Annotated in this window: 20 protein-coding genes; all 20 read left to right on the forward strand. The window is 30.2% G+C overall.

Features of this window, described 5'->3' with window-relative positions; translation table 11 throughout:
• Positions 1 to 287 precede the first annotated feature (287 nt).
• A complete protein-coding gene (gene fkpA, locus D8S97_RS01060; protein WP_158361062.1) occupies positions 288 to 1,046 on the forward strand; it encodes an FKBP-type peptidyl-prolyl cis-trans isomerase in 759 nt (252 codons plus the stop codon).
• A gap of 73 nt (positions 1,047 to 1,119) precedes the next feature.
• Complete coding sequence (gene tusD, locus D8S97_RS01065) at positions 1,120 to 1,506, forward strand: sulfurtransferase complex subunit TusD (protein ID WP_158361063.1); 387 nt, start codon at positions 1,120 to 1,122, stop codon at positions 1,504 to 1,506.
• Positions 1,507 to 1,524: 18 nt separating this feature from the next.
• On the forward strand, positions 1,525 to 1,884 hold the full coding sequence (tusC, locus tag D8S97_RS01070) for a sulfurtransferase complex subunit TusC (RefSeq protein WP_158361064.1): 360 nt from the start codon (positions 1,525 to 1,527) through the stop codon (positions 1,882 to 1,884).
• 11 nt (positions 1,885 to 1,895) lie between these two features.
• Positions 1,896 to 2,183 carry a sulfurtransferase complex subunit TusB gene (gene tusB, locus D8S97_RS01075; RefSeq protein WP_158361065.1) on the forward strand — a complete coding sequence of 96 codons (288 nt, stop codon included), beginning with the start codon at positions 1,896 to 1,898 and terminating at the stop codon, positions 2,181 to 2,183.
• A gap of 127 nt (positions 2,184 to 2,310) precedes the next feature.
• Positions 2,311 to 2,685, forward strand: a complete 375-nt coding sequence (gene rpsL / locus D8S97_RS01080; protein WP_158361066.1) for a 30S ribosomal protein S12 — start codon at positions 2,311 to 2,313, stop codon at positions 2,683 to 2,685.
• A gap of 58 nt (positions 2,686 to 2,743) precedes the next feature.
• Complete coding sequence (gene rpsG, locus D8S97_RS01085; RefSeq protein ID WP_158361067.1) at positions 2,744 to 3,214, forward strand: 30S ribosomal protein S7; 471 nt, start codon at positions 2,744 to 2,746, stop codon at positions 3,212 to 3,214.
• Positions 3,215 to 3,316: 102 nt separating this feature from the next.
• On the forward strand, positions 3,317 to 5,425 hold the full coding sequence (gene fusA, locus D8S97_RS01090; RefSeq protein WP_158361068.1) for an elongation factor G: 2,109 nt from the start codon (positions 3,317 to 3,319) through the stop codon (positions 5,423 to 5,425).
• A gap of 59 nt (positions 5,426 to 5,484) precedes the next feature.
• On the forward strand, positions 5,485 to 6,669 hold the full coding sequence (gene tuf / locus D8S97_RS01095) for an elongation factor Tu (RefSeq protein ID WP_158361069.1): 1,185 nt from the start codon (positions 5,485 to 5,487) through the stop codon (positions 6,667 to 6,669).
• Positions 6,670 to 6,944: 275 nt separating this feature from the next.
• Positions 6,945 to 7,256, forward strand: a complete 312-nt coding sequence (gene rpsJ, locus D8S97_RS01100; RefSeq protein WP_158361070.1) for a 30S ribosomal protein S10 — start codon at positions 6,945 to 6,947, stop codon at positions 7,254 to 7,256.
• Positions 7,257 to 7,289: 33 nt separating this feature from the next.
• Positions 7,290 to 7,922: a 50S ribosomal protein L3 gene (rplC, locus tag D8S97_RS01105; protein WP_158361071.1), complete on the forward strand. Its 633-nt coding sequence runs from the start codon at positions 7,290 to 7,292 to the stop codon at positions 7,920 to 7,922.
• 17 nt (positions 7,923 to 7,939) lie between these two features.
• On the forward strand, positions 7,940 to 8,545 hold the full coding sequence (rplD, locus tag D8S97_RS01110) for a 50S ribosomal protein L4 (protein WP_158361072.1): 606 nt from the start codon (positions 7,940 to 7,942) through the stop codon (positions 8,543 to 8,545).
• Complete coding sequence (gene rplW / locus D8S97_RS01115) at positions 8,542 to 8,844, forward strand: 50S ribosomal protein L23 (protein WP_158361073.1); 303 nt, start codon at positions 8,542 to 8,544, stop codon at positions 8,842 to 8,844. Before rplD ends, rplW begins: the two co-directional genes overlap by 4 nt.
• A 17-nt stretch (positions 8,845 to 8,861) precedes the next feature.
• Positions 8,862 to 9,683, forward strand: a complete 822-nt coding sequence (gene rplB / locus D8S97_RS01120) for a 50S ribosomal protein L2 (RefSeq protein WP_158361074.1) — start codon at positions 8,862 to 8,864, stop codon at positions 9,681 to 9,683.
• 16 nt (positions 9,684 to 9,699) lie between these two features.
• Positions 9,700 to 9,978, forward strand: a complete 279-nt coding sequence (gene rpsS, locus D8S97_RS01125; RefSeq protein WP_158361075.1) for a 30S ribosomal protein S19 — start codon at positions 9,700 to 9,702, stop codon at positions 9,976 to 9,978.
• Between the two features lie 18 nt (positions 9,979 to 9,996).
• Positions 9,997 to 10,329 (forward strand): 50S ribosomal protein L22, encoded by a 333-nt coding sequence (gene rplV / locus D8S97_RS01130; RefSeq protein ID WP_158361076.1) that lies wholly within the window; start codon positions 9,997 to 9,999, stop codon positions 10,327 to 10,329.
• A 19-nt stretch (positions 10,330 to 10,348) separates the two neighbouring features.
• Positions 10,349 to 11,050 carry a 30S ribosomal protein S3 gene (gene rpsC / locus D8S97_RS01135; RefSeq protein WP_158361077.1) on the forward strand — a complete coding sequence of 234 codons (702 nt, stop codon included), beginning with the start codon at positions 10,349 to 10,351 and terminating at the stop codon, positions 11,048 to 11,050.
• 12 nt (positions 11,051 to 11,062) lie between these two features.
• Entirely contained in the window at positions 11,063 to 11,473 is a 411-nt protein-coding gene (gene rplP, locus D8S97_RS01140; protein ID WP_158361078.1) for a 50S ribosomal protein L16, read from the forward strand.
• Positions 11,473 to 11,670, forward strand: coding sequence for a 50S ribosomal protein L29 (gene rpmC, locus D8S97_RS01145; RefSeq protein ID WP_158361079.1), 198 nt, complete (start codon positions 11,473 to 11,475; stop codon positions 11,668 to 11,670). The genes rplP and rpmC overlap by 1 nt, the downstream gene beginning before the upstream one ends.
• Entirely contained in the window at positions 11,667 to 11,921 is a 255-nt protein-coding gene (rpsQ, locus tag D8S97_RS01150) for a 30S ribosomal protein S17 (RefSeq protein ID WP_158361080.1), read from the forward strand. Before rpmC ends, rpsQ begins: the two co-directional genes overlap by 4 nt.
• Positions 11,922 to 12,053: 132 nt before the next feature.
• Complete coding sequence (gene rplN, locus D8S97_RS01155; protein ID WP_158361081.1) at positions 12,054 to 12,422, forward strand: 50S ribosomal protein L14; 369 nt, start codon at positions 12,054 to 12,056, stop codon at positions 12,420 to 12,422.
• The last annotated feature ends 10 nt before the right edge of the window (positions 12,423 to 12,432 follow it).

Below are 12,432 nucleotides of genomic sequence, written 5' to 3' on the forward strand. Positions count from 1 at the left end.
ATATAATTTCTTGACAAGTCTTGTATTTTTTTTAAATATTAATTATTTCTATTATTGTTATAAAAACATAGCCTATTTAATTTTATTAACATCTTTTTTTAGATTATCTAAAAAACTTTGTAAAGTATTTTTTTATTTTTATTTGTTAAGGTTTTTAAAATTTTTAATATGTAAAAATTAATAATTAAATAATTTTATATTAAAACTATAAATTTAATATAAAAGTTTTTAAATATAAAATAAATTTATTATTTTTTTTTTTTTTTTGCATGTTTTTGGAGTAATAAATGATTTTTTTTCTATTAAAAAGAATTTTATTCTTATATTTAATTTTTTTTATCCCAAAATCATTTTCAGAAAACCTACCTTTTTCTAAAATTCAATCTTATTCAGAAAAGAAAGAATTCTTTAAAAACGATAATGAAAAAATAGGATACTCTTTAGGAGTATCGTTAGGTAATTACGTAAACGAATCTTTTGAAAGACAAAAAAAAATGGGAATAAAATTAGACAAGTATAGTATTTTATTAGGAGTTCAAGATGCTATTTCAGGTAGTTTAAAACTATCACATGAAGAAATTTCTATAATTCTTCAAACATTAGAAGAAAATTTGAAAAATGCAGCAAAAGTTCAATTTGAAAAAAGTGAAAAAGAAAATTTAGTTCAAGGAAAATTATATATGAAAAAATTTTCTGAAATGAAAGGAGTAAATAAAACTCCTAGCGGTCTTTTGTATATTGTTGAAAATTTAGGTGAAGGTGAAGAAATAAAAACAAAAAATACAGAATTTACAGTTCATTACAAAGGATCTTTAATTAATGGTGTGGAATTTGATAGTTCTTATAAAAGAGGAAATCCTGTAACATTAACCTTAAAAGATGTTATATTAGGTTGGCAAGAAGGTTTAAAATATATTAAAAAAGGTGGTAAAATTAAATTAATCATACCTCCTAATTTAGGATATGGAAGTAATAGAATTAATGGAATACCAGCAAATTCTATCTTAATTTTTGATATAGAATTATTAGATATAAAAAATATTTAATATCATTTTGTCACTATTTATATGAAATTATATTTTTACGAATAACATTTTTTTTGACTTAAGATATTTTAATATGAATTATACAGTGTTAGTTACAGGTTCTGCTTACGGAACACAAAATGCCAGTACAGCCTTCCTATTTTGCCAATCATTAATAAAGATGTCTCATACATTAAATAGTGTTTTCTTTTACTGTGATGGAGTTCTTAATGCTAATAATTTAAATAAATCAGCTATCGATGAATTTAATTTACTTGCAGCATGGCAAAAATTAAATAAAAAACATAAAGTAAAACTGTATGTTTGTATTAGTGCTGCTTTAAGACGAGGAATAGTAGAAGATGAAAAATTATCAAATATAATGATTAAAAAAGGTAATTTTGCTTCCTTTTTTCAATCTAGCGGATTAGTAGAATTAGCAAATTCTATACAAATTTCTGATCGTATAATACAATTTTAATTTAATGTGTTTATTTTAATGAAAAAAATTGCCTTTGTTTTTTCTCATGCGCCACATGGGACTAGTTTTGGTAGAGAAGGATTAGATGCTATTTTTGGCGTTTCTTTGATTATAAAAAAAATAAGTTTATTTTTTATTGGAGATGGAGTGTTACAAATTTTAAAAAGTTCTAAATCGGAAAATATTTTATCACGTAATTATACATCTTCTTTTCCTATATTATCTATATACGGTATTAAAAATTTTTATTGTTGTGAATCTTCATTAGTTGATAGAGGATTAAATTTTCATAATAAATTTATATTAAAAGTAAATATACTAAGTTCACATTTTTTTCGTCTAAAGTTAGATGATCATGATGCAATCATTAACTTTTAAGGTACATAAATATGCTACATACTTTAATGAAATCTCCTTTTGAAACTAATATTTCTCCTTTTTCAAGTATGTTAAAAAAAACAGACGATTTTTTAGCTTTACAAGATGGAGTGTTAATTGCATTAGTTGACAATATTTTTTTAGAAGACATCGTTTTTTCTTCAGCAAATTTATATGTTATGAAAGAAGATGTTTATGCTAGAGGAATTCATAAAAATATTTCTAGTAATTTTATTTTAATTAGTTATATTCACTTTGTTACTTTAACATTGAAAAATAAAAAACAAATGAGTTGGTAAAATATACTTTTTTATTCTTTGATTTATATATCCAATCCTAAAATTCTACATGATATAATATGACCTCAATTTTTTTATATTATCTTAATGTTACTCATAGTATTAATTAGCAATAAGGAGTTTATATATGGCCACCGTTAATCAATTGGTCCGTAAACCTCGTTTACGTAAAATAGTTAAAACTAATGTTCCTGCTTTAGAAGGTTGTCCTCAAAAAAGGGGCGTTTGCACTCGAGTGTATACTACTACTCCTAAAAAACCTAATTCAGCATTACGAAAAGTTTGTCGTGTAAGGTTAACTAATGGTTTTGAAGTAACTGCTTATATTGGTGGAGAAGGGCATAATCTACAAGAACACTCTGTAATTTTAATACGTGGTGGTAGAGTAAAAGATTTACCAGGAGTTCGATATCACATTGTAAGAGGTTCTCTAGATTGTGCTGGTGTTAAAGAACGTAAAAAAGGACGTTCTAAATATGGTGTAAAAAAAGCAAAAGTTTAATTATATTTAACTAAGAGAGTAAATAATATTTTTACTTAATTTAATGGAGGGTTTTTTTATGCCTCGTCGTCGTATTATTAGCACTCGTAAAATTTTACCAGATCCAAAATTTTCCTCAGAATTACTAGCTAAGTTTATTAATATTTTAATGATAGATGGAAAAAAATCTATTGCTGAAATAATTGTGTATACTGCATTAAAAAATTTATCTAAACGAACAGATAAAAAAGAATTAGATGCATTTGAAATTGCTTTAGAAAATGTACGTCCAACAGTAGAAGTGAAATCTCGTCGTGTTGGTGGTTCAACATATCAAGTTCCTGTTGAAGTTCGACCAGTTCGTCGTAATGCATTAGCAATGAGATGGATTGTAGATTCTGCTCGAAAAAGAGGAGATAAATCTATGGCGTTACGTTTATCTAATGAACTTTATGATGCTGTTGAAAATAAAGGAACAGCTGTTAAAAAAAGAGAAGAAGTCCATCGCATGGCTGAAGCAAATAAAGCTTTTGCTCATTATCGTTGGTGATTTTTTTTAGAAAATTTTCTAATTCGTATAACATTGGGGCAATTGTTTTATTTTGCTCATACGGTAATAACTTTTTAAAAACCTAAAGATGAGAAAACAATTATGTCTCGTACAACACCTATTTCTCAATATCGTAATATTGGTATAAGTGCCCATATAGATGCAGGGAAGACGACTACTACTGAAAGAATCTTGTTTTATACTGGTATTAATCATAAAATTGGTGAAGTTCATGATGGAGCTGCCACTATGGATTGGATGGCGCAAGAGCAAGAAAGAGGAATTACTATTACTTCTGCTGCTACTACTGCGTTTTGGAGTGGTATGGCCAAACAATTTAAACCTCATAGAATTAATATTATTGATACACCTGGACATGTGGATTTTACTATAGAAGTTGAACGTTCCATGCGAGTATTGGATGGAGCTGTTATGGTTTATTGTGCAGTTGGAGGTGTTCAACCTCAATCAGAAACAGTATGGAGACAAGCCAATAAATATAACGTTCCTCGTATAGCTTTCATAAATAAAATGGATCGTATGGGGGCAAATTTTTTAAGAGCAGTAAAACAAATTAAAACACGATTAGGGGGTAATCCTGTACCGCTTCAATTGGCTATTGGATCAGAAGAAAATTTTAAAGGAGTTGTAGATTTAATAAAAATGAAAGCAATTAAATGGAATGATGTTGATCAAGGAATAACTTTTTTTTATGATGAAATTCCGTCTGATATGATTGAATTATCTGAAAAATGGCATCAAATTTTAATTGAGTCCGCGGTTGAATCTAACGAAAAATTAATGGAAAAGTATTTAAGCGGACTTCCGTTATCTGAAACAGAAATAAAATCAGAATTACGAAAACGATCTTTAAATAATGAAATCACACTTATTACTTGTGGTTCTGCTTTTAAAAATAAAGGAGTACAAGCACTGCTAGATGCAATAATTGAATATTTGCCTGCTCCTAATGATATTCAAGATATTAAAGGTGTTTTAAACGACAAAGTTAATACTTCTGCTGTAAGATCTTCAAATGACAAAGCTCCATTTTCAGCATTAGCATTTAAAATTGCCAGTGATCCTTTTGTAGGGAATTTAACATTTTTTCGTGTATATTCAGGAATAGTAAAATCTGGAGATACTGTTTTTAATTCTGTTAAATCTCAACGTGAAAGATTTGGTAGAATTGTTCAAATGCATGCTAATAAAAGAGAAGAAATAAAAGAAGTCTATGCTGGTGATATAGCAGCTGCGATTGGTTTGAAAGATGTAACTACTGGTGATACCTTATGTGATCTAAATCAACCTATTATCCTAGAATGTATGGATTTTCCAGAACCAGTTATATCTATTTCTGTAGAACCTAAAACAAAAGCTGATCAAGAAAAAATGGGTTTAGCATTAGCTAGATTAGCAAAAGAAGATCCTTCTTTTAGAGTTCGAACAGATCAAGAATCGAATCAAACAATTATTTCTGGAATGGGAGAATTGCATTTAGAAATAATTGTTGACCGAATGAAACGAGAATTTAGCGTTGATGCTAATGTTGGAAAACCACAAGTCGCATATCGCGAAACCATTCTTAATAAAGTTACTGATATTGAAGGAAAACATATTAAGCAATCTGGTGGACGAGGTCAGTATGGTCATGTTGTAATAGAATTATTTCCTTTAGATCCAGGAGGTAAAGGATATTTGTTTATAAACGATATAAAAGGAGGAGTGATACCTAGTGAATATATTTCAGCAATTGATAAAGGCATTCAAGAACAATTAAAGTACGGACCTTTAGCGGGATATCCTGTTGTAGATATAGGAGTACGACTTTATTTTGGTTCATATCATGATGTTGATTCTTCAGAGTTAGCTTTTAAATTAGCAGCTTCTTTAGCTTTTAAAAATGGATTTAAAAAAGCAAAACCAATTTTACTAGAGCCTATTATGAAAGTAGAAGTAGAAACTCCAGATGATTATATGGGTGATGTAATTGGTGACTTAAATCGTCGGAGGGGAATTATTGAAGGAATGAAAGATTTAGAAATGGGTAAAATTATTAATGCGTGTGTTCCTTTATCTGAAATGTTTGGCTATGCTACTGATTTACGTTCTCAAACTCAGGGTAGGGCTTCCTATTCTATGGAATTTTTAAAATATGTAGAAGCACCGTCTGTTGTTTCTGATTTAATTATTAAGAAAAGAGAGAAATAGTAGAATTTTTTCTATAAAATAATATTTGATAAAAACTTTAAATTTAAAAGGGTATAATAATGTCAAAAGAAAAATTTCAACGTTTAAAACCTCATATAAATGTAGGAACCATAGGTCACGTTGATCATGGGAAAACAACATTAACTGCAGCAATTACCACTGTATTATCAAAAAAATATGGAGGTTCTGCCCGTGCTTTTGATCAAATAGATAATGCTCCAGAAGAAAAAGCAAGAGGTATTACTATTAATACTTCTCATGTGGAGTATGATACTGAATTGAGGCATTATGCACATGTAGATTGTCCAGGTCATGCTGATTATATAAAAAATATGATTACTGGTGCAGCTCAAATGGATGGTGCAATTTTAGTTGTAGCTGCTACCGATGGACCAATGCCTCAAACTCGAGAACATATTTTACTTGGTAGACAAGTTGGTGTTCCTTATATTATTGTTTTTTTAAATAAATGTGATATGGTAGACGATGAAGAATTATTAGAATTAGTAGAAATGGAAGTGCGCGATTTACTAACACAGTATGATTTTCCTGGAGATGATACTCCTATTATTCGTGGTTCTGCTCTTAAAGCTTTAGAAGGTGATGCAGATTGGGAATCAAAAATACTTGATTTATCTAAATTTTTAGATACTTATATTCCAGAACCAAAAAGAGCAATTGATCAACCTTTTTTATTACCGATAGAAGATGTTTTTTCTATATCAGGAAGAGGAACTGTTGTTACTGGAAGAGTCGAAAAAGGAATCATTAAAGTTGGAGAGGAAGTAGAAATTGTAGGAATTAAAAAAACTACTAAAACCACCTGCACGGGTGTAGAAATGTTTAGAAAATTATTAGATGAAGGCCGTGCTGGAGAAAATGTAGGTGTTTTGCTTCGTGGTACAAAACGTGATGAAATTGAAAGAGGTCAAGTTTTAGCAAAACCAGGTAGTATTCATCCACATACAACATTTGAGTCTGAAGTTTATGTTTTATCCAAAGAAGAAGGTGGGCGTCATACTCCATTTTTTAAGGGATATCGTCCTCAGTTTTATTTTCGAACTACTGATGTAACGGGTTCTATTGAATTGCCTGAAGGAGTAGAGATGGTTATGCCAGGAGATAACATTAAAATGACTGTTACTTTAATTCATCCAATTGCTATGGCAGATGGTTTGAGATTTGCTATACGAGAAGGTGGTCGTACTGTTGGAGCTGGTGTTGTTTCTAAAGTTTTAGTTTGATTTTTTATACTGTACTTAGTTGAATTTGTTAAGAAAAGAGTATAAAATGCTCTTTTCTTGATTAATTTTAGTGAAAGTCTAATAATTTTTTTTTTTTTTTTGGATAAATAATCGTGAAATAAAACTTTTTTTTATATACTTAAATTCTAAAAATACTACAATACTCCTAATATAGGAGTTATATAAAAGCAATTAACTGCATCCAATCTCTAAAAATATATATAGAGACAGGATAAAATTTTTTATTTTTAAAATAAAATTGGAGTTCTGGTCTAATGCAGAACCAAAGAATTCGTATTCGTTTAAAAGCTTTTGATCATAGATTAATTGATCAATCAACTACAGAAATTGTTGAAACAGCTAAAAGAACTGGTGCGCAAGTTCGCGGACCAATTCCCTTACCAACTCGTAAAGAAAAGTTTACTATTTTAATTTCTCCACATGTAAATAAGGATGCACGTGATCAATATGAAATTCGTACACATAAACGATTAATCGATATAGTAGAACCTACTGAAAAAACTGTTGATGCACTTATGCGTCTCGATCTTGCTGCTGGTGTAGATGTTCAAATCAGCCTGGGTTAATCAAATATATATATGATTAAAAGGTTTTAAATAATGATTGGTTTAGTTGGTAAAAAACTTGGTATGACTCGTATTTTTACTAAGGAAGGAAGTTCAATTCCTGTTACAGTAATTGAAATACAAGAAAATCGAATTACACAAATAAAAAATATTAAAATTGATAAATATCGTGCCATTCAAGTGACAACTGGTCTAAAAAAACTAAATAGACTTAAAAAACCAGAGTCAGGCCACTTTTTGAAATCAGGAGTCATTCCTGGTCGTGGATTATGGGAATTTAGAACTAATAGCGATGAAAATTTTCAGATAGGTCAAAGTATAAAAATTAATATTTTCAATAATATTAAAAAAGTAGATATTACAGGTATTTCTAAAGGGAAAGGTTTTTCTGGTACTGTAAAACGTTGGAATTTTCGCACTCAAGATGCAACACATGGAAACTCTTTATCTCATAGAGTACCAGGTTCTATTGGTCAGAATCAAACTCCAGGTAGAGTATTTAAAGGAAAAAAAATGGCGGGGCATTTAGGTAATAATCGTGTTACAGTACAAAATTTAAATGTAGTAAATATTGACCAAAATCGTAACTTACTTCTAGTAAAAGGTGCTGTTCCAGGACCTACCGGTAGTGATATTATCGTTAAACCAGCTATTAAGAAGATTTGAGGAATAAGGAGTTAAGCATGGAATTAGTGATTAAAGACGTGCCAAGCCTTCTTAGTGTTTCTGAAATCATTTTTGGTCGAGATTTTAATGAAGCTCTAATTCATCAAGTAGTTGTCGCTTATTCAGCTTCTACTCGTCAAGGTACACGAGCACAAAAAAGTCGTGCTGACGTTTCCGGATCAGGTAGAAAACCATGGCGTCAAAAAGGTACTGGTCGCGCACGTGCAGGTTCTTTCAGAAGTCCTATCTGGCGATCAGGAGGAGTCACATTTGCTTCAAAACCACAAGAACATGCTCAAAAAATTAATAAAAAAATGTATCGTGGTGCTTTAAAGAGTATTTTTTCTGAATTAATACGTCAAAAAAGATTAATTATATTTGAAAGATTTTCGTTAGATTTACCTAAAACCAATCTTTTAGTTAAAAAATTAAAAGAAATTAATTTAAATAATGTGCTTATTTTAACTAGAAGAGTAGAAAATAATTTATTTCTTGCGTCTAGAAACTTATATTCAGTTGATGTAAAAGATGTATGTTCGATTGATCCAGTTAGTTTAATTGCTTTTGAGCATATTATAATTACTGTTGAAGCATTAAAGAAGGTAGAGGAAATACTTTCATGATTTCTGAAGAGCGTTTACTTAAGGTATTACTTTCTCCACATATATCTGAAAAATCGTCTATGTCTATGGAAAAATTTAATACTGTAGTTTTAAAAGTTTCTAGGAATTCAACGAAAAACGAAATTAAATTTGCAGTACAAAATTTATTTAATATAGAAGTTGATAGCGTAAAAACAGTATATGTAAAAGGAAAAAAAAAGCGTCAATCTAATCGTGTTATTTGTCGAAGTGATTGGAAAAAAGCTTATATTAAAATCAAAAAAGGTCAAAACTTAGATTTTATGAGTAACATAGAGTAAGTCGGAGGAGAAAAACAATGGCAATTGTTAAATGCAAACCGACATCTCCGGGTCGTCGCCACGTTATTAAAGTTGTAAATAAAGAACTATATAAAGGAAAACCATATTCTTTACTTTTATCAAAAAAAAGTAAAACTGGAGGACGTAATAATAATGGTAGAATTACAACTCGTCATATTGGTGGAGGACACAAAAGAGCATATCGAATAATAGATTTTAAAAGAAATAAAGATAATATAACAGCATTTGTAGAAAGATTTGAATACGATCCCAATCGTTCATCTAACATTGCATTAATCTTGTATCAAGATGGGAAAAGAGATTATATTTTAGCACCTAAAAATTTAAAAGTAGGTGATTCTATTATATCTGGTGTAAATGTTCCTATTAAAACAGGAAATTCTTTGCCTATCAAAAATATCCCAGTTGGTTCATTCATTCATAACGTAGAAATGAAACCAGGAAAGGGAGGTCAAATAGCTCGTTCTGCTGGAAGCTATGTCCAATTAGTTGCATGTGACAATGATTATGCTACCTTAAGATTAAGATCTGGTGAAATGAGAAAAACAGAATCTAATTGTAGAGCTACAATTGGTGAAGTTGGAAATTCTGAACATATGTTAAAAGTTTTAGGAAAAGCGGGCGCTTCACGTTGGATAGGAATTCGGCCAACTGTTCGTGGTACAGCTATGAATCCAGTTGATCATCCTCATGGAGGTGGTGAAGGAAGAAATTTTGGAAAACATCCAGTAACGCCATGGGGACTCCAAACTAAAGGTAAAAAAACTCGGAAAAATAAGCGCACTGAAAAATTTATTTTGCGTCATCGTCATAAATAACTTTAGAGGATCATTTATGCCACGATCTCTTAAAAAAGGTCCTTTCATTGATGTAAATTTATTAAAAAAAGTAGAAAGAGCAGTAAAGATAAATGATAAGAAACCTTTAAAAACCTGGTCTAGACGTTCAACAGTTTTTCCAAATATGGTGGGTTTAACAATATCTGTTCATAATGGGCGTCATCATATTCCAATTTTTATTACTGAAGAAATGGTTGGTCATAAACTAGGTGAATTTTCTTTAACTAGGACATACAGAGGACATATTGCAGATAAAAAAGTAAAAAAACGTTAGATAAAAAATGAGGAATAAATGGAAACCTTAGCTCAACATCGTCAAGCTCGTTGTTCTGCTCAAAAAATTCGTTTAATAGCAGATTTAATTCGTGGTAAAAAAGTTCCAAAAGCATTAAATATTTTGAATTTTAATAATAAAAAAGCTGCTGTTTTAGTAAAGAAAGTTTTAGAATCAGCTATAGCAAATGCTGAACACAATGATGGTTTAGATATAGATCAATTACGAATAAAAAACATATTTATTGACGAAGGCTCAACAATGAAAAGAATGATGCCACGTGCTAAAGGACGTGCAGATCGTATTCTAAAACGTACTAGTCATATTACTGTAATTGTGTCTGATCGTTAACATTTTGGAGAAGAGGTAAATGGGTCAAAAAGTACATCCTAATGGTATGCGACTGGGTATAATAAAAAAATGGAATTCTGTATGGTTTGCAAATACTAAAGATTTTGCTGATCATCTAGACAGTGATTATAAAGTTCGTCAATTTTTGATGAAAAAATTAATAAAGGCATCAGTTTCTCGGATTATTATTGAAAGACCAGCTAAAAGTATTCGCGTTACTATTTATACAGCTAGGCCAGGTATTGTAATAGGGAAAAAAGGAGAAGATGTAGAAAAACTCAGGATTAAAATTGCAACAATTACTGGTGTTCCAGCTCAGATAAATATTTCTGAAGTACGTAAACCAGAATTAGACGCTAAACTTGTTTCAGAAAATATTACTTCTCAGTTAGAAAGACGAGTGATGTTTCGGCGTGCTATGAAAAGATCTGTTCAAAATGCTATGAGACAAGGTGCAAAAGGCATTAAAGTAGAAGTTAGTGGTCGATTAGGAGGTGCTGAAATCGCTCGTAGAGAATGGTATCGAGAAGGAAGAGTACCTTTACATACTCTTCGTGCAGATATTGATTATAGCGTTTCAGAAGCTCATACAACATATGGTGTAATAGGTGTAAAAGTATGGATTTTTAAAGGAGAGATACTAGGTGGAATGTCAACTGTTGAAAATTTAGAAAAACCTTCTGTTCAAATAAAAAAGCAACATCGAAAAAATCGCAAGTAGGAGAAAATATTAATGTTGCAACCAAAACGTACTAAATTTCGTAAAATGCATAAAGGACGCAATCGTGGTCTTTCTATTGGTGCTAATGTTAGTTTTGGTATATTTGGATTAAAAGCAATTGATCGAGGACGTTTAACAGCTCGACAAATTGAATCTGCACGTAGAGCTATAACTCGTTGTATTAAAAGACAAGGTAAAATTTGGATACGTGTTTTTCCGGACAAACCTATCACTCAAAAACCATTAGAGGTAAGAATGGGTAAAGGAAAAGGCAACGTCGAATATTGGGTTGCTTTAATTCAACCAGGTAAAATTCTTTATGAAATGGATGGAGTTTCTGAAGAAGAATCACGTGAAGCTTTTAAATTAGCTGCAGCCAAATTACCTATTAAAACTACTTTTGTAACTAAAATGGTGATGTAATGAAGGAAATATTAAAATTTCGCAATAAAAATTGCCAAGATCTTAATATAGAACTTCTACAATTATTAAGAGAACAGTTTAATCTTCGTATGCAATCTGTATCTGGAAAATTAAAACAACCTCATTTATTGCGTAAAGTGAGAAGAAATATTGCACAAGTAAAGACGTTATTAACACAAAAGGAACGTCTAAAATGAAGGAAAAAATTCGTACTTTACAAGGTCGTGTTACAAGTGACAAGATGAATAAATCTGCTGTTGTTGCAATCGAACGTTTTGTAAAGCATCCAATTTACGGAAAATTTGTTAAAAAAACGACGAAATTACATATTCATGACGAAAAAAATGAATGTTCTATTGGCGATTTAATAGAAATTCGTGAATCTAGACCAATTTCTAAAACTAAGTCTTGGATTTTAGTTAGAATTGTTGAAAAGAATATTTTTTAAAAAATAATTTTTTAAAAACATGAACAAACTTAGGTCTGCTCATGTTTTCTATTCATTGAATATAACTAATGTTACAATATTTAAACTTGTTTTTTTAATTAAATAACCATAATTATTCGGAATTTTATAAAAATGATTCAAGAACAAACTATTTTGAATGTAGCTGATAATTCAGGTGCTCGTTCAGCCATGTGCATTAAAGTACTCGGTGGTTCTCGTCGCCGATACGCTCGTATTGGTGACATAATTAAAATCACAATTAAAGAAGCAATACCTCGTGGGAAAGTAAAAAAAGGAGAGGTATTGAAAGCTGTAGTTGTTAGAACAAAAAAGGGAGTAAGAAGATCTGACGGTTCAATTATTCGTTTTGACAACAATGCTTGTGTTGTTTTGAATAATAATGAACAACCTGTTGGTACTCGTATTTTTGGACCTGTTACTCGGGAACTTAGAACCGAAAAATTTATGAAAATTATTTCTTTAGCTCCTGAAGTTTTATAACATAAAAATT

This window comes from Buchnera aphidicola (Rhopalosiphum maidis), assembly GCF_003671935.1.
Taxonomy (GTDB): Bacteria; Pseudomonadota; Gammaproteobacteria; order Enterobacterales; family Enterobacteriaceae; genus Buchnera; species Buchnera aphidicola_AL.